The organism is Hymenobacter seoulensis (assembly GCF_054780535.1).
Genome location: NZ_BAAGWD010000001.1, coordinates 1,261,782 through 1,278,686, shown reverse-complemented (window position 1 = coordinate 1,278,686; position 16,905 = coordinate 1,261,782). Strand labels below are relative to the sequence as shown.

Here is a 16,905-nt window from a genome sequence, read left to right as displayed (position 1 = left end):
ATTCGCTGAGTAGGTTAAGTATACATAGCCATATCAGCGTCAGTGGCGGTTACTACCCTGAATAGGGCTAGTAACCGCCACTGACGCTGATATTAAGTAAGCTGCCGGCAACGGGGGCTGCCTTTGATTTTGCCGTATGCTATTCCTTTACAAAGCGGAGGGTTTGCACCGATTCGCCCCCTAGGGCCCGGATGATGTACAGGCCGTTGGGCAGGTGGTCGAGCGGCAAGGTAGCTGCCGATGAGCTGGCCGTGTGGGCCAGTACCTGCCGTCCCAGGCCATCAATCACCAGTACTTTTTGGCCAGCTTTCAGGCCGCTGATGGTTACCTCATTACGGGCGGGCACCGGACTTACCTGCAATGCTGTAGCGGCTGCTTCAACCAGAACCGGCATTACGGCCGTTACGGTTTCGGTGGCGGTGGTGCTTTTGCCATCAAGCTGGCGCAGGCGGTAGTACCAGCGGCCAGCACTCAGGTTAGCATCCAGGTAGCTGTACTCCCCGCCAACCGTGGTGGAGCCTTTGCCTTTCACACGGCCTACCTGCTGCCAGCCCACGTTACTATCGGCAGCGCGCTCTATCACAAACTCCACGTCGTGCTCCTCCATGGCGGTGGCCCAGTTCAGGCGCGCCCCGGCCGGTACGGCTGCCACCTCAAATTTGGTAAGCGTAACTGGCAGTGGGCGGCCGCGGCCAGCCAGCGTAAACACGTCGTTTTGGGTGATGTTTCTAATGCTAACTACCGTTACCTTATTCCCAACTGGGTCAAGGGTAGTAGCATGTAAGTCCTGCCAGGGGCCACCTTGTTCCGGCGTAGAAGAACGGAACAACTCTAAAGTGTTTTCGTCCATGTTGTACCCCGCGCTAGGTGTTAACTCGTTTGGCGTATTATCTCGGTACGAAAAGATCATCTTGAACTGAATACCTGTGGTCTTCGCCATATTTACTTTGTACTGGCGCAGAATGCTCTGGCTAAGAGCGGTGAAATCAGGTCCGTACGCTTTGCCGGTATAATACCTGCCGGTGTAGCGCGTAACAGTGGTTCTGCCCGGGGCTTCCGTTTGGGATTTCGGAGAAATGGTTACTCCAATACCGGCAAACGTAAAATCGTTGGGGGTGTCCAGCACGCCACTAGCCTCTACTGTGCCTTTAACATAGCCAGTGCCCGTCTCAGACAAAGCATTATTCTCAGTAGTGCTAAGGATTACTTTATAGTTTCCTGTTTCCATAACGCCGCCGGTAAGCGTCAGTGCGGATTTGATGGTGATATCGCCTTGCAACGCTTTGGTTCCGGTACCCGGAATGGACAACTTATAAAAAGTACCACCACCTAATTTTTGGAATCCATTGGCGGTAAGCGTGACAGTTCCCTGATTTGCTACGAAAGTAGCCTCATCAGCGTTGAAGTCGCCCCCAACCAATAAGTTAGAGTTGCTGCTGGAATGCAGGAATTTTGCGCCAGGGCTAACCGTGAAGTTCCTACCGATGCTCACGTTGTTCGCGCTGGACCCCATATCGACCTTCCCGGCCAGAATGTTCAGGTTATTAGATATAGTCCAACCCCCTGTGTTTCTTACTGTCAGTTTAGAGTTATTAACTGTGAAATCGTAAAGGGTTAGTCCGCCTTGGTCAATGGAAGTTGCTGGCTCGGCGGTGGCGGGGTAACTGGCGCTTATGTATTGGAACGGCTTTGCCGAGGCCATATCCGGTATGGTATAGTAGTAGTGTGCGTAGCGGGTATCATCCGTGCCAGTTTGATGGGCACTAGGGTTATCTTTAGGTACACACCCTTGGCCTGCCACATTAGGGTTATTAGGCTCATAGAGCACATACCCAAGCCAGTTAAATGATGTAGGATTTAGTTTGCTAGGGTCAGAGCCAATAGCAAACGTGCTGCGTGCAATGCGTAGCTCGCGGGTAGAGCTTTGAGTAGAAAATCTCACCCCATACTGCACCGTAGCGCTTTGCGAGGAAGTCGAAAAGGTGCCGTTGTTAAGCCATTCGCCCCCATTCGCAGTTGATGCTATATATAGAGTAGCACCTGAATTATCAAAAACTATCAGGTTATCTGCCGGGAATGGAGGAACGATGTTCACTGCACTGGTGGCCGAGAAAGCGAGCCTTCTCCCTAACAGCAGTCCTTCGTTAGGTTTCGTATCGAGTAGTAAAACTCCTGGATCCACCGTTTTTCCTGTTACGGCTATATAGATATAGTCCGCATCCCAGGTCATATACCATGTGAAGCTGCCAGTACTCTCGCTAGTGCCAGTTCCATACTCTCCCTGCCCAATAGTGCCGTCGGCAACCGGTGGGGTACTTTGTGCCTTCGCTACCCCTAGGCTCGACAATACTGTCAAGAGCATAATCAGCCATTGCTTCTTCAGAAGTAGATATCCTTTCATGGGGCCATTACATTAATATGTGCAGGCAAATTATAAAAATTTGTTAGAATGATTATATATGAAGCAACTAAATTTTGTTATTTGTCTAAAAATTATAACCATATAAATATAATACCGTAACTGCTACGTTTTGAAAATGCGTGGCGCGCAGTACTACTTTGCCCAGTGAAGGTTTGTGAATCGGCCTCTCAGAAGCGCATTACGGGCCGGAATTCTGGGGCTGATATCCTGACCCGGCGTGTATCTTTACCGCTCAGCTCCCAATTCAGCCGTTCCATGCGCTTTCTACTTCTTCGTGCCGCGCTGGCCATGGCGGTACTGCCGCTATTGCTAGCAACACCAGTTGCCGCTCAGGCTCCCAAAACCTATTCCTCCTCGGAAATCCTGCTGGGCCTGAAAAAGCTCAACGTACTAGGCTCCGTACTATACATAGCCGCTCACCCCGACGACGAAAATACCCGCCTAATTGCCTACATGGCCAACGGCCGCCTGTTGGAAACCGGTTACCTGAGTTGCACCCGCGGCGACGGTGGCCAAAACCTCATCGGCCCCGAATTGCGCGAGCAATTGGGCGTAATCCGGACGCAGGAGCTGCTGGCTGCCCGGCGCATTGATGGAGGCAAGCAGTTCTTTACCCGCGCCAACGACTTCGGCTTCTCCAAGACGCCTGAAGAAACCTTCACCATTTGGGACAAAGAGCAGGTGCTGTCCGATATGGTATGGGTAATCCGGCAGCGCCGGCCCGATGTGCTTATCACGCGCTTTCCACCTGATAGTCGCGCCGGCCACGGCCACCATACTGCCTCCGCCATTCTGGCCGCCGAAGCCTTTGATGCCGCCGGCGACCCGAAGCGTTTCCCGGAGCAGCTGAAGTACGTGCAACCCTGGCAACCCAAGCGCCTGTTCTGGAATACTGGCTCGTTCTTCGTGAAGCCCGGCGAAAATATGGACGGCTACCTCAAGCTCGATGCCGGTGGCTACAACGCACTGCTAGGCCAGAGCTACGGCGAAATTGCCGCTCGCAGCCGCTCTCAGCACAAAAGCCAGGGCTTCGGCTCAGCGGCTCAGCGCGGCGAGGCGCTGGAGTACCTGCAATATGTAAAAGGCGATAAGGTGAAGTCAGACCCATTTGAGGGTATTGACATGAGCTGGAACCGGGTACCCGGCGGCGCAGCCATTGGGAAGATGGTGGATGAGGTTATCCGAAAGTATGACCCTAGTAATCCCAGCGCCAGCGTGGTAGGGTTGTTAAAGGTGCGGAGCAGTATTATTAAGCTAAAAGAGGAATCTGGTAATTTTTGGTTTGACGAGAAGCTGAACAGTTTGAGTCAGTTAATTCAGGCTAGTCTTGGTCTTTATTTGGCAGCAACTACTAGTGAACCCAGCGTTGCAATTGGTCAGATTATCAAGATTAATAGAGAGGCACTTAACTCCTCAAATGTCCACCTAACTTGGCATCGGGATGTGCATAAGTCGGATGGTCAGGCAAAAACAGGAGAATTGACAATCGGTAAAGTTGTGAGTGACCTCGTTGACTTTGAAGTCCCGCAAACTATTAATGTTTCGCAACCTTTCTGGCTCACAGCGCCAAGCTCAGTTGGTATGTATCGCATCGACTCAACTGGTATTAGAACGGTACAGGGGTTTGGCTTTAGTAAGCGTCAATGGATAACTCAAGAATTAATTGGTAAGCCAGAGAATCCTAATGGTGTAAGTGTTTGGAACGAAGTTTTAATTATGGCTCCTGGAATGAAGGAGAGCCAGACATTAACATTTGAAGTTCCCGTCCAATACAAAAGCACTGACCCAGTAGAAGGGGAGAAGTACCGCCCGCTGGTAGTGGTGCCGCCCGTGACGGTGAATATTGGCGGCCAGGCCTATGTGTTTGCGGATAATGCGCCTAAAACTATTCCTGTAACGTTGCGCGCTGGCAAAGCAGGCGTGAAGGGCTCGGTGGCATTGGCCTTGCCGAAAGGCTGGAAGGCGGAGCCGGCTAGCTTCAACTTCGACCTGGTCAGCAAAGACGCTGAGCAAACTGTGCAGTTCCGGGTGCAGCCGGGGGTAGGGGCGCAGGAGGGCAAAACTGAGTTGCGCGCCGTGGCTATCGTAGAGGGCCAGCAGTACACGCGCGGCTATCAGGCCATCGAGTACAACCACATTCCGACCCAGATTCTGTTTCCGGAAGCAGTGGCGCCGCTCGTGAAGCTTGACCTCAAGCGCAAGGGGCAGGAAATTGGCTACCTCATGGGCGCTGGCGACGAAGTACCCGACGCCCTGCGCCAAATTGGCTACACCGTCACACTGCTCAAGCCCGAGGACATCACCGACCAGAGCCTGCGCCGCTTTGATGCTGTGGTACTAGGGGTGCGCGCTTACAACACTCTCGACCGCCTGAAGTCCTTGCAGCCCACGCTGCTGCGCTACGTGGAAAACGGCGGCAACATGGTAGTACAATACGTAGTAGCGCGCGGAACCGTACTACCCGAAATTGGCCCGTACCCCCTAAAGCTTTCCAACGACCGGGTGACGGTGGAAAATGCGCCCATTACGTTCCTGAAACCCCAGCAGCCGCTTCTAAATGCCCCCAACAAAATCACAAGCAAAGATTTTGAAGGCTGGGTGCAGGAGCAGGGCCTGTACTACCCCTCGCAGTGGGACCCCAAGTACCAGACCGTCATCAGCTCCCAAGATCCTGGCGAGAAAGCCAAGGAAAGCGCCATTCTAGTAGCCGACTATGGCAAGGGCCACTACATCTATACGGGCCTAAGCTTTTTCCGTGAACTGCCGGCCGGCGTGCCGGGCGCTTACCGCTTGCTTACCAATATGGTGTCGTTGGGCAAGTAGTATGCTGTAGCGCGGCAGCTGACCGGCATTGTCAGGTATAGCTGTGCTTCCTTAATCGATACATTCTATTTGCCTCACTCCAGCGGCATGCGTCAGTATCTGCGGCTCTTCTTGTTCGGTACGTTGGCTTTTGCGGTCCTGCTCGTGCTGGGAGTTTTCGTTGTGGATGAGCTGCTAGCTACTATCGTACACCAGCACGGGGCGCTACTCCAGCCTGTAGTTTTGCCTCTTATGCGCGGAGTTGACTGGCTGCAAGAGCACTTTTTCTATCATGGCCTGCCGATAGGCTGGCTGGGGTTACTGCTGGCGTTTGTGGTAACGCGCCTGCTCCGACAGCCGTCCAGTACCGTCTGGTTAGTCTCGTTGCTCACGGTACTAGGAAGCGAAGCGGCGGGCAATCTGCTGAAACTGTTCTTCAACCGCCCCCGGCCGCTGGATGTATGGAATCAAACGGCTCCAGATGCGGCTTTCTGGCAGCCCATAGGTCGGTTCGATGCCTTTCCGTCGGGCCACACGGCCTGGGTGGCGGGCTTGTTGCTCCCCATTGCGCTGCGCTTTCCAAAACTGCGGCCCGTGCTAGTGGTTGTCGTTGGGTTGGTTGCGCTGGGCCGGGTAGCGCTTGGCGTGCACTGGTTCAGTGATGTAGTGGCCGCCGTGTATCTGGCCTTGCTGCTCACCTGTGGATTCGAAATCGGGACCTGGTGGCTGCGACCTAGGGCTAGCGTTCAGTTGACTTCAGAGGCGCGGCATGCAACCTGAGTACGTATCTTTCGCCTGTTCTACGTTCACGTCCTGACCTTGTGCCCAAACTACCCGCCCACTCAACTCCCGATTCTGGCGCCGCCATACCGCCTCCACCCGTGCTTTCCTCGTGGCGGGCCTGGTACTGGCTGGTACTAGGGGCGTTGGGAGCTGAAATCGTCTTCTTTGTGTACCTCACGCGGTTGTTTGCATGAGTGGACTTGATTGGTTGGTGCTGGCGGGCGCCTTGCTGTTTATTGTGGGGTATGGCACCTGGCGCACGCGCCGAGCCGGCGACTCGCTAGATGGCTACCTACTGGGCGGGCGGCAAGCCTCGTGGTGGGGCATTGGCCTCAGCATCATGGCTACCCAGGCCTCGGCCATTACATTTCTGAGTACCCCGGGCCAAGCCTACGATGATGGCATGCGCTTTATTCAGTTCTACTTTGGCCTGCCCGTGGCCATGGTCCTGATTGCCATTTTTGCGGTGCCGCTCTACCACCGCCTGCGCGTGTTTACGGCGTATGAGTACCTAGAAGGCCGCTTTGATCGGCGCACACGCACGTTTACGGCGCTGCTGTTCCTGGTGCAGCGCGGGCTTAGTAATGGCCTTTCCTTGTATGCGCCGGCCTTGGTGCTGTCGGCCATCCTAGGCTGGAATATTCACGTAACCGTTTGGCTGATTGGTGGGCTGATGATTGCCTATACCGTATCGGGGGGCACGCGGGCCGTTACGGTAACGCAGCAAGGGCAGGTGGCAGTTATTTTCCTGGGCCTGCTGATTGCGGGCTATTTGCTGGTGCATTATCTGCCCGGCGATATGGGCTTTATGGATGCCATGCGGGTAGCGGGCCATCAGGGCAAGCTCAATCTGGTTGACTTTCACTTCGACCCCAAAGACCGGTATAACTTCTGGTCGGGCATGACGGGCGGCCTGTTCCTAGCCCTCTCGTACTTCGGAACAGACCAAAGCCAAGTGCAGCGCTACCTGGCCGGCCGCGACATAACCGAAAGCCGACTGGGCCTGCTCATGAACGGCTTGCTCAAGATTCCAATGCAGTTCGGGATTCTGCTGCTGGGCGTGCTGCTGTTCGTGTTTTATCAGTTCAACCTGGCCCCGCTTACCTTCAACCGGCCCGTGTATATTCGGGTGGCACACTCGGCGGCCTATGGCCCGGCGCTACGCTCGCTGGAGCGGGAGCACGCTACGTTGTTTGCTGCGCGCAGCAAGGCCACTACCCAACTCGTGGCTGCCCTCCGGACCGAGGATGCCGCTGCCATTGCCGCCGCCGATACCCATGTACAAGCCACCCAGGCCGCTACCCAAGGCCTGCGCGTGGAAGCACAAAAGCTCCTAAAAACCGCCTTTCCCACCACCGAAGCCAAGGACACCGACTACGTGTTCCTGACGTTTGTGCTGCAATACCTGCCTAGGGGACTAGTGGGCCTGCTGATTGCGGTGGTGCTGAGTGCCGCCATGGGCTCGGCTGCGGCCGGCCTCAATGCGCTAGCATCTACTACCATCGTCGATCTGTACAAGCCCCGCCGGCCCAACCGCTCCGAAACGCATTACGTGGGGGCCTCGCGGCTCGCGGCCGTTTCGTGGGGGGTCTTGGGTATTGGCTTTGCTACGTTTGCGGCCCGCCTCGAAAATCTGATTCAGGCCGTGAATATCCTGGGCTCCCTTTTCTACGGCACCATTCTCGGTATTTTCATGGTGGCGTTTTTCCTGAAATCAGTAGGCGGCAGAGCCGTGTTGGTAGCGGCTGTATTCGCGCAGATTGTGATTTTAGCGCTGTTTTTCCTGACGGATATTGGCTACCTCTGGTACAATATCATCGGGTGCGCCGTGGTAGTGGCCGGTAGCCTGCTGGGCCAGCAAATCAGAGGCCCGCTACCTGCCCGGGCTGAGTAAACCGCCAAGCCAGCACTTTCCTAGGGTGTTATAGGGCACCAACCGTTTTTACACAAAAGTGCCCCGGACTTCAGATGAAATCCGGGGCGCTTGTGAGCTTAGGCAGGGGTAGTAGCTTACAGCTTACCTACTTTCTTAGCCTCCATAATCAGGTCTTCGTTCATCTTCACGTAGTCGGCATTCTTGGCTTCCAGCGCCAGCTTACGCGACTGTTCAGCGGCCGTAACGGTGCCTTTGTAATCCTTCATCTTCATGCGGATTTTGGCTTCCGTGTGCACGTTCCAGAACTTAGGATCTTTCTCATTGGCTTTCTGCATCCACTCCAGGGCCTGCTTGGCGTCCTTGTTGCTGTCGTAGTAATACACAGCGGCGGCTGCCAGGTCGTTAGCTGAAGGCGTGGCGTTCTTGGTTACTTTCTCCTCAATCTGGGCCATTACTTTGGTTTCCACATCGGAGGCAATCTTAAACTTAACGCCGGTCAGCTCCCACTGCATATCCACGTTGGCGGTAGCCGGCGTGAGGTCAGTGAAGTTGATGCTGAAGCTTTCCACCTTGGCGGGCAGCTTGTAGCTTTTCACGGTGAAGCGGGCTACGTCTTCGTCGTCCTTGAAGGCATCGACGTTCGCGCCGGCTTTGGTATTCTTGTTCAGTACCACAATCCACTCCGTTTTATTCGGGATGGTGTAGATGCCATACTCGCCGGCCGGTACTTTTTTGCCTTCCACCGTTACGTCGTCCGAGAACTTAATGGAGGTAGTGGCATTGGCGCCCGTGCGCCAGCGCTTGGCAAACGGTACCACCGAGCCAAACGCCGTGCGGCCCTTCAGGCTAGGGCGCGAGTACACAATGGTTACATCGGTAAGGCCAACGCGCTGCTGAATAGTGCTTTTGGGGCTAGCCGCGGGCGTGTTGATCTGGGCGTGCGCCGAGCCAGCCGCTAGCAGGCCGCCAACAAACAGCGTGGTGCCAGCAGCACGGGAAGCAGACTTCAGGAAAGTTGAAGTTATCATGACACAAAGAAGACAGGTGAGAGAATGTATTACGCTGTAAAAATAGCTAAAACCCGCACATGGCTCAGGAATTTAGCTGAATGCTAACGTGCGGAATTATGCTTTAGCCGTTCAACTGTGGTACCTGCTGGCGGGTGAGCAGCTTTTCAATGTCGGCAGGGGTAGCAGGTGCCTGTAGACAGCGCAGATCGAGGTAGTAACAAGCCGCCTCGGAGGGGTAAAGCAGCAGCCACTCGGGCCGCACCCACACGGCGCGCCGCAGCTGCGGCCAGCGGCTCGTGAAATTCCCTAGGCTGCTAGTGCCGCGCAACCCCTCTGCCGTCAGTTCGAAATCAATGGGGTTTTGCATGGAGGCGTTCTGAGCGTAGGCGCGGCGCAACTGGTAGCGCACCAGCCCCGCCCGAAACAGCGCATACGCCACCGCCACGCCCAGAAACGCCAGCGTTGAGGGGCGTAGCAGGCGGCCGTGTTGCCACAAATCTAGGCCCACACTCACGGCTAGCAGCAGCACAGCCGCCCCTAATAGCCATTGGTTGATACGGGTTTTGGGTTGTGCACGCCAGAGCCGGAAGTTCAGTCGCACGTATTCTTCCGCCGACAAGTGTACGCCAGGCAGCCGGAGCGGCAACACGAGCCCGGATAAGTCAGAAGCAGTCATAGTTCCAGCGAAAGTAGCTTACGCCACGGCAACTTCGCGAAGCGGCAGCAGGTTCAGCACGTCTTGTGGGGTAGTAGGGAGCTGAACTTGACGCAAATCCAGGTAGTAGCAGTCTTCCACGGAGGTGTAGAACAGGATCCAGTCCTGTATCTGCTGGACCCGGTAGAAGGACTCCCACCGATAATATTGTACGCCGCTCTGTGCTTCTACTCGCACTCCCTCCGCTGTGAGCGTAAAGGCAGTTGGCTTTGGCTTGGCGGCATAGGTACGGTAGGCTCGGTGGTATTCCCACCACTGGTACAGGAGGCTAAGGCCGGTAAACAAGGTCGCAACCATCATCCAGCCCAAAAACTTCCCGTTGCCGAAACTATAGCTCAATGCCCCGCCCGCTGTGACAGAAGCCAGCCAGAACTTTACCTTATTTCGAAAGGAATCGGAGGTGTTAGGTCTTCGGTTAGGGTTTGCCGGGTGCCATTTTTCTTGCTGAAGCTGATGAATGGTTTGGTACTCAGAGAAAGTAGGCGCAGTAGCGGGAATAAGGAGTTCAGTCATCGGGAAGTTATTCCTGCTCAGTTATTATGGTAAATCGGTTCACGCCCAACGTCTGTAATTGCTGCAGAAAGGGCATAACCACGGTGCTGGTAGCCGCTGGTCGAGCCGCAAACACACAATAGCTCGGTGCCTATGCATGGTAAGTGCGGCCTGATTAGCAGCCTGCAGTAACGTTGCCAACTGGTTGTCAGCAGCAGAGTAAGGAATGCCTTGTGCGAATAACTGCCGCTCCCGTAAGGGCGCGTGTAGCCAAGCCGGGAGTTGCCGTACATCAACGCTTAGATAAGGCATACGCTCTACCTCCAAACGTTGAGCGGTCGATAGTTGCAGGCCGTGCCATTGGGCTAGTAGCTCAATAGCTTTGGTCTGTAGCTCTGGTGTGCTGGTGTGCATGTACAAACGCCTCTCAGCATCCAGTGAGAAAGTAACTTGTGTTGGTGGGACTTTCCAGCATACGTTGCTATTGCTAGGCAGCTGCACGCGGGGCAACGCGGGTGAAAACCTAGCGGAAGGCAGAAAAAAGGCAGTAAATAGCAGCAGTATACCGCCCCATACTCCTAGCTCCGGTCTGAGCAACTCAATTCGAGGTAACCTCGCTGTATATCGGTTGCGCATCATAATGATACGGATACTGATTGTTCAATATACATAGCTGAATATAAGAGAATAGAAAAAGGGCAAAGCACTGCTTCGCCCTTTCAAAGTACATAGAAAACGCTAGGTGTTAGCTCAGCTCAAACTGTAGCTTTAGCAGATTGGCGTACAGACCATTGTCGCTGTGGGCCAGTTCCTCGTGGGTGCCTTGCTCCACAATTCGGCCGCCGTCAATAACCAGAATCTTATCGACTTTGCGGATGGTGCTGAGGCGGTGGGCAATGATGATGCTGGTCCGGTCGAGCATGAGCTCATCCATGGCGCCCTGCACCAGCTTCTCGCTTTCACTATCCAGCGAAGACGTGGCCTCATCGAGGATGAGAATAGCCGGGTTTTTCAGGATGGCGCGGGCAATGGCAATACGTTGGCGCTGCCCGCCTGAGAGCTTGATGCCTCGCTCGCCCACCAACGTGTCAAGCCCTTCCGGAAACGACGAAATGAACTGCCAAGCGTTGGCCTTGCGGGCCGCCTGAATGATTTCCTCATCGGAGGCCGAGGTCTTGCCATAGGCAATGTTCTCCCGGATAGAGCCGCCGAATAGGATGGTTTCCTGGGGCACAATGCCAATGTGGCGGCGCAGCTCCGTGAGGTCATACTCGGTGATTTGGCGTCCGTCAATCGTAATCTGGCCGCTGCTCAGGGCATAAAACTGCATCAGCAGCTGCACAATCGTGGATTTGCCTGCGCCCGAGGGGCCCACCAGCGCAATCTTCTCGCCGGCCTGAATGATGAAGTTGATATCCTTCAGCACGGTTAGGTCGGGGCGGGTGGGGTAGCGGAATGCCACGTGCTGGTACTCGATGTCGCCGCGCACCTGAATGGGGGCCGCACCCGCTAGGTGCGTGGGCTCCGTTGGCTCATCCAGAATTTCCAGAATCCGCTCAGAAGCACCCAGCGTACTTTGGATCTTGCCAAACAGCTCGCCCAGGCCCGCCACGGAAGCGCCAATAAAGATGGTGTACAAGGCAAACTGCGTCAGGTCGCCGATGGTCATCTGGCCCGATTGTACCAACGTTGCGGCCCGCCATAACACCAGCACAATGCCACCAAACAAACCAATAATCACGAACGACACAAAGCCGCCCCGGTACAGGTTGCTTTTCAGCGCGGCCCGCACGGTTTTGGTAAGCGAGGTGGTATAGCGCTCCGTTTCAAATTGCTCGTTGGTAAATGCTTTTACCGTGTTGATGCCCTGCAGCGTTTCCTCTACGATGACGTTGGTTTTGGCCAGCTCGTCTTGGGTGGTTTTGGCCAGCACCCTGATTTTTTTGCCGAACACCATGGCCAACACCACAATAGGCGGGAAGGTGAGCAGCATGAACATCGAGAGTTTTACCGACACGATCATGATAAACACGATGCCGGCTACTAGGGTCATTACTTGCCGAAACAGCTCCGCCAGTGTCAGTGAAAACGAATCCTGAATAATGCCGACATCGGACGTGATGCGCGACGTGATAGCGCCGACCCGGTTTTTCTCGAAGTACGGAATCGGCAGCGAAACAAACTTCTGATACAGTGCCTGCCGAATGTCGCGCACCGTGAACTCGCTGACCTGCGTGAATAGCCAGATACGGCCAAAGGAAAGCAGACCCTGCGCCAGAATAACGGCAAAAAAGCCAGCCGCAATCTGGTTAATGGTCAGAATGGCGCCGTTGGGCAGTATCACCGGGTGGCCACTAGCCGTATCAGCCAGCTTGCCGATAATCCAGGGGAAGGCCATGGTGGTGGCGCTGGAAAGCGTGAGCAGCACCAGGCCAATAGTAAACTTGGTCCGATAGGGCAGCGTGAAGCGGAAAATCCGCAGACCCCGCCGAAAACTCTCTTTGGTAAGCTTCTTTTTTTCGGGCTCCGGCGCGCTGCCGTTACCACTTGTATTCAGTCCACTTCGGGCCATTAGGGAAATAGAAGTGAGAACTGAGCCGTAAGCTCTGAAACCTGCTCTGGCGCGTTGGAAACGCTCCCGATACAAGTTTCAGGACTTACGGCTCAGTTCTCATGTCTTAACGTATATTACTCAAATTTCGGCTTTCCCTGCTCTACTTTCAAATCCTGGGAATTGCCGAAGGGAATTGGAATGCGGACCTGGGTGGCAATGGGCTGGCCTTTGCGGGTAGCAGGCTTCCAGTTAGGCATCTGGCCAAGTACCCGCAGGGCTTCCGTATCGCACTCCGGGGAGAGGGGTTGCACGACCGAGGGGTTGGTCAGGTGGCCATCAGCCTCTACCGTAAACGTCATAACCACCGTGCCACTGATTTGCTTGACGCTGGCCGCCTCCGGATACTTTAAATTCTGCTCAAAAAAAGAATTCAACCCCTGAGCACCCCCCGGAAACTGCGGAGGCGCATCAGGGCGGTTGAGCGCGGGCTTGGCTTGCGCCTGCATGCGGCGGGGCTGCAGCTCAATAGGCTGCTTAGCCGTGCCAGCGGCCGTGGAGCCCGAGGTTGTCTGGGCCTGGGTTGCACCTGCCGCAGAAGCGAGCAGCAAAAGTAAGAAGACCTGTTTCATAGGAGATGGTGTTAGAGAGCGTGGGGCCAAGAAGCCTTCTAAACGGACATCTTGTAAGAAAGTAACCAGAAACTACTAGGCCCTGAGGCCGCTTAAAGCGGCGAGGCCTGCGCAACTGCTGGCACCGATACCGGCAAAGGTACGCCTCTCTAAACAACCCCTACGCCACAGGGTTCAATTCGAGGTTGCGCGGACGCGAAATTATCAGCAGGCCTAGGAAGGTAAGTAACCCATTCAGAATCAGAATCTCAAACCCAAACTTATAGCCCCACCAGCTTTCGGAGTTAGAGTTTATAAACCAGGTGAGCAGCGGCGTGACAATGCAGACGGGCAGCACCAGCTTATCGTGCAAGCCGCGGCTAGTGAAAATGCCGAACGAGTACAGCCCCAGCAGCGGCCCATACGTATAGCCCGCTGCCTTAAACACGGAGGTAATGACGCTTTGGTCGTTGATAGCTCTGAAAATCAGAATGATAACAATCAATACGATGGAGAACCCAAAGTGCGTGAGTTGGCGCAAACGCTTCTGCTGGGCTTCCGGGTACTGGCCAATCACGAGCATATCTACGCAAAAGGAGGTAGTAAGCGCCGTCAGGGCCGAGTCGGCGGAGGCGTAGGTAACAGCAATGATGCCCAGGATAAACACGATGCCCGCAAACAAGGTGAAGTGGTTGGTGGCCAGCAGCGGAAACACGTTGTCGCCGATGACGGCGCCGGTACTCGGGTTGGTGGGTAGGGTAATGCCCTTGGCAGCTGCAAACTGATACAGCAGCACCCCCAACGACAGGAAGAACACGTTGACCAGCACAATAGCAATGGTAAACCAGAACATGTTTTTCTGGGCATCCTGGAGGTTGCGGCAGCTCAGGTTCTTCTGCATCAAATCCTGATCGAGGCCCGTCATAACAATGGTGATGAAGGCGCCCGAGGCAAACTGCTTCCAAAAGAATTTGTCGTCTTTGGGGTCTGAGAAATAGATCTGCGACATGGTGCTTTCCTTCACCGTTTTCACCAGCCCGGCAAAGCCCAGGTTTAGCTCATCGGCCATCAGGTAAATGCTCACACCCACGCACACCAGCATGGCCATTGTCTGGAAAGTATCGGTCCAGAGAATGGTTTTGAGGCCGCCACGAAAGGTGTAGAGGTATATCAGGAAGATGCTGACCGTAACGGTTAGGGCAAACGGCACCCCTAGCTGATCGAACACGGCAAACTGCAACACGCCCGCCACCAGAAACAAGCGGAATGCTGCGCCTACTGCCCGGGAAATCAGAAAGAACAGGGCTCCGGTTTTGTAGCTCCAAAACCCGAACCGCTGCTCCAGATACGTGTAAATACTTACCAGCCGCATGCGGTAGTATAAGGGCATGAGCACAGTGCCAATTACCACATACCCCACCGTGTAGCCTAGTACCACAGCCATGTAGCTCCAGCTCTGGGAGGCTACCATGCCCGGAATGGAGATGAACGTGACGCCCGAAAGCGAGGTGCCAATCATGGCAAACGCCACCATGTACCACGGCGCATTGCGGTTGGCAATGAAAAACGATTCGCTGGTTGCCTTGCGCGAGGTGAGGTAGGCAATGATGATCAGCACGACAAAGTAGCCGGCAATCAGACTCAGAACGAGGGTAGGAGACATGGGGTGTTGCCAGGAATGTGTTGCCGGTTGCCAGACAAGTAGAGGCTAGCAGGCCGGGCGGCAGTCGGAAGTATAAAACACCAAAGCTACCAACTAGCCGCCAACAACCGGCATGTGACTATTAGAAACCCTTTGCCGATAACTAACGACCCACTTGGGCCGCCCGCCACTCACCACAACCGCTACCTGCGGATGGGTTATTCCCACTCGGGCCAGCGTAGCACCTCACCTACGGCCGGCATGTGCAGCTCGCCGCGTAGCATTTGGCCGTGTGCTACCATCTTGAGCTCGCGCAAAGGCTCCGAGGCTGGCTCATCAGACAAATCGAAGGTGCCGTAGTGCATGGGCACTATATGGCCGGCCCGCAGCAGGTTCACGGCTTTGGCCGCCTCATGCGGGTTCACGTGGCTCATCTGCATCATGTAGGGCGGCTTGTAGGCACCAATGGGCATCAGGGCAATATCTAGGGGGCCAAACTGCTTCTCAATTTCCTCGAAGTGGCTGTGCATAGAGGTGTCGCCGGCGAAGTAGATGGTGCGGCCATCAGTAGTCCGGATCAGGAAACTGCCCCACAATACCTGGTTCAGGTCAGCGAGGCCGCGACGGTGCCAATGAGAAGCGGGCAAGTAAAACAGCTCGAAGGCCGCGTCGGGACCCAAATCGAACTGCTGCCACCAGCCGGCCTCCTGCACCGGCAGCGCCGGGGCCATACCTCGTACCAGCCCAGCCATGCCCAGCGGCCCAAACGCACGCATCTGCGGATTCTGCTGGGCCAGTAGCTTCACCGATTTCTCATCCAGATGGTCGCGGTGGCCGTGGCTCAGTAGCAGCAGGTCCACGTTCTGGAGGTCATCGGGCCGGCAGGGTAGGGCATGGCGGCGGCGCAACCCAAAGGAGGAAAACAGCAAGGGGTCGAAGAGGAGGGTGGTGCCGGCCACGCGCAACAGAAAGGTGGCATGCCCCAGCCACACGAGGCCTTCTTCCTGGCTTTTCAGGAAGGCAGTGCAGTCTACTACCTCCGGCACCCACGTATCGGCCTTCTTTTCCTCCTTCTGCGGATTTTTGCTCAGCTGCCACTTGAGTACAGTGTTGAAGCTAGGCTCATATAATTCCTCGCCGTTGCAGTACTGGCGCCCAATCATCTTGTTGCCCGGATAGTTGGGCTTGATAGTGTTCAGCTGCGGGTTGCGAACGAAGCGGGGAGCAGAAGCCATGCGGCGCGGATCAGAAGTAAACAGGTACGAAACCAAAGAAACAATAAAACCTGCGCATTGGCTACGTCGCAAAACGCCCTCCGGCTGCAGCAACTGCACCGCAAAGGTGTTCGTTGCTGCGGCCGGAGGGCGTTTTGCTAGCTAGTGGTTTAACCCAAACTGTAGGCTAGTAGCCGAAGGGCATGCCGGGCCCATAGAGCGGCGTGTAGGCACCAGGGTAAGTGCTAGCCCCATTGCTGACCCGAACCCCGCCTGATACCGAGAAGTTTTCGGTGATGTGGTAGTCGGCGCGCAGGTTCACGCCGGAGCCCGTGTTACCGCCGAAGCCGGCGTAGGGGTTTACCTGCAAACCAGAGGTAGGCGTCAGGTCTTTCCAGGCAGAGCCCGTCAACAGTAAGCGCGGCGAAAGGGCATACTGGCCGCCGCCCTGAATGAGGTACCGGTTGGTGCCTGAGGTTGCCACGCGGCCTGCTTCACCGGCTGGCGCATAGCCAAGGCCGGGCATGGTACGCAGATACGTAACGCCGCCAAATACTGAAAAACGCTGTGTAAGCGGCACCGATACCGTAGGACTGAGGTAGCTAGCCGAACCATACCGGCCCGCAAACATGGCCCCCGCGTTGAGGCTATAAGACGGCCGGAACCCGAGGCGAGGCGTGGGCTGGGGCTCTACTTGAGCCTGGGCCGCTACGCCCATCAGCAGGCCGGAGGTAAGAAGAAAAACAAATCGAAGCATAGAGAAAACGGCCGCGGCAGTTAGTAAACC

The 16,905-nt window shown here is 55.5% G+C and carries 13 protein-coding genes; 4 read left to right on the top strand and 9 right to left on the bottom strand.

Going from position 1 to position 16,905, the window contains the following annotated elements:
- Nucleotides 1–139 precede the first annotated feature (139 nt).
- A complete protein-coding gene (locus ACYVHC_RS05480; protein WP_460612657.1) occupies nt 140–1,513 on the bottom strand; it encodes a T9SS type A sorting domain-containing protein in 1,374 nt (457 codons plus the stop codon).
- A 1,164-nt stretch (nt 1,514–2,677) separates the two neighbouring features.
- On the opposite strand from ACYVHC_RS05480, the gene ACYVHC_RS05475 reads away from it, so the two are divergent.
- From ACYVHC_RS05475 to ACYVHC_RS05460, 4 genes are all read left to right on the top strand, one after another.
- The gene (locus ACYVHC_RS05475; protein WP_460612656.1) at nt 2,678–5,245 is read left to right on the top strand and encodes a PIG-L family deacetylase; all 2,568 of its coding nucleotides are present in this window, start codon (nt 2,678–2,680) and stop codon (nt 5,243–5,245) included.
- Nucleotides 5,246–5,332: 87 nt separating this feature from the next.
- Nucleotides 5,333–6,004, top strand: coding sequence for a phosphatase PAP2 family protein (locus ACYVHC_RS05470; protein ID WP_460612655.1), 672 nt, complete (start codon nt 5,333–5,335; stop codon nt 6,002–6,004).
- 41 nt (nt 6,005–6,045) lie between these two features.
- A complete protein-coding gene (locus tag ACYVHC_RS05465) occupies nt 6,046–6,201 on the top strand; it encodes a hypothetical protein (RefSeq protein ID WP_460612654.1) in 156 nt (51 codons plus the stop codon).
- Nucleotides 6,198–7,901, top strand: coding sequence for a sodium:solute symporter family protein (locus tag ACYVHC_RS05460; RefSeq protein WP_460612653.1), 1,704 nt, complete (start codon nt 6,198–6,200; stop codon nt 7,899–7,901). Before ACYVHC_RS05465 ends, ACYVHC_RS05460 begins: the two co-directional genes overlap by 4 nt.
- Before the next feature lie 116 nt (nt 7,902–8,017).
- Here the strand turns inward: ACYVHC_RS05460 and ACYVHC_RS05455 are convergent, their stop codons facing one another.
- From ACYVHC_RS05455 to ACYVHC_RS05420, 8 genes are all read right to left on the bottom strand, one after another.
- Nucleotides 8,018–8,911 carry a DUF2911 domain-containing protein gene (locus tag ACYVHC_RS05455; RefSeq protein WP_460612652.1) on the bottom strand — a complete coding sequence of 298 codons (894 nt, stop codon included), beginning with the start codon at nt 8,909–8,911 and terminating at the stop codon, nt 8,018–8,020.
- Nucleotides 8,912–9,014: 103 nt separating this feature from the next.
- The gene (locus tag ACYVHC_RS05450; protein ID WP_460612651.1) at nt 9,015–9,569 is read right to left on the bottom strand and encodes a hypothetical protein; all 555 of its coding nucleotides are present in this window, start codon (nt 9,567–9,569) and stop codon (nt 9,015–9,017) included.
- 18 nt (nt 9,570–9,587) lie between these two features.
- Complete coding sequence (locus ACYVHC_RS05445) at nt 9,588–10,121, bottom strand: YcxB family protein (RefSeq protein ID WP_460612650.1); 534 nt, start codon at nt 10,119–10,121, stop codon at nt 9,588–9,590.
- 724 nt (nt 10,122–10,845) lie between these two features.
- Nucleotides 10,846–12,672 (bottom strand): ABC transporter ATP-binding protein, encoded by a 1,827-nt coding sequence (locus ACYVHC_RS05440; protein WP_460612649.1) that lies wholly within the window; start codon nt 12,670–12,672, stop codon nt 10,846–10,848.
- 116 nt (nt 12,673–12,788) lie between these two features.
- Complete coding sequence (locus ACYVHC_RS05435; RefSeq protein WP_460612648.1) at nt 12,789–13,283, bottom strand: energy transducer TonB; 495 nt, start codon at nt 13,281–13,283, stop codon at nt 12,789–12,791.
- Between the two features lie 160 nt (nt 13,284–13,443).
- Nucleotides 13,444–14,925 carry a sodium:solute symporter gene (locus ACYVHC_RS05430; RefSeq protein WP_460612647.1) on the bottom strand — a complete coding sequence of 494 codons (1,482 nt, stop codon included), beginning with the start codon at nt 14,923–14,925 and terminating at the stop codon, nt 13,444–13,446.
- A 197-nt stretch (nt 14,926–15,122) separates the two neighbouring features.
- Nucleotides 15,123–16,139 (bottom strand): MBL fold metallo-hydrolase, encoded by a 1,017-nt coding sequence (locus tag ACYVHC_RS05425; RefSeq protein ID WP_460612646.1) that lies wholly within the window; start codon nt 16,137–16,139, stop codon nt 15,123–15,125.
- A gap of 166 nt (nt 16,140–16,305) precedes the next feature.
- A complete protein-coding gene (locus ACYVHC_RS05420; RefSeq protein ID WP_460612645.1) occupies nt 16,306–16,875 on the bottom strand; it encodes a hypothetical protein in 570 nt (189 codons plus the stop codon).
- Nucleotides 16,876–16,905 lie beyond the last annotated feature (30 nt).

Coding starts and splice junctions, on each gene's coding strand:
- ACYVHC_RS05480 (WP_460612657.1), bottom strand. CDS start 1,513: ATGGGGTCCAGCGCGAACAACGTGAGCATCGGTAGGAACTTCACGGTT.
- ACYVHC_RS05475 (WP_460612656.1), top strand. CDS start 2,678: ATGCGCTTTCTACTTCTTCGTGCCGCGCTGGCCATGGCGGTACTGCCG.
- ACYVHC_RS05470 (WP_460612655.1), top strand. CDS start 5,333: ATGCGTCAGTATCTGCGGCTCTTCTTGTTCGGTACGTTGGCTTTTGCG.
- ACYVHC_RS05460 (WP_460612653.1), top strand. CDS start 6,198: ATGAGTGGACTTGATTGGTTGGTGCTGGCGGGCGCCTTGCTGTTTATT.
- ACYVHC_RS05455 (WP_460612652.1), bottom strand. CDS start 8,911: ATGATAACTTCAACTTTCCTGAAGTCTGCTTCCCGTGCTGCTGGCACC.
- ACYVHC_RS05450 (WP_460612651.1), bottom strand. CDS start 9,569: ATGACTGCTTCTGACTTATCCGGGCTCGTGTTGCCGCTCCGGCTGCCT.
- ACYVHC_RS05445 (WP_460612650.1), bottom strand. CDS start 10,121: ATGACTGAACTCCTTATTCCCGCTACTGCGCCTACTTTCTCTGAGTAC.
- ACYVHC_RS05440 (WP_460612649.1), bottom strand. CDS start 12,672: ATGGCCCGAAGTGGACTGAATACAAGTGGTAACGGCAGCGCGCCGGAG.
- ACYVHC_RS05435 (WP_460612648.1), bottom strand. CDS start 13,283: ATGAAACAGGTCTTCTTACTTTTGCTGCTCGCTTCTGCGGCAGGTGCA.
- ACYVHC_RS05430 (WP_460612647.1), bottom strand. CDS start 14,925: ATGTCTCCTACCCTCGTTCTGAGTCTGATTGCCGGCTACTTTGTCGTG.
- ACYVHC_RS05425 (WP_460612646.1), bottom strand. CDS start 16,139: ATGGCTTCTGCTCCCCGCTTCGTTCGCAACCCGCAGCTGAACACTATC.
- ACYVHC_RS05420 (WP_460612645.1), bottom strand. CDS start 16,875: ATGCTTCGATTTGTTTTTCTTCTTACCTCCGGCCTGCTGATGGGCGTA.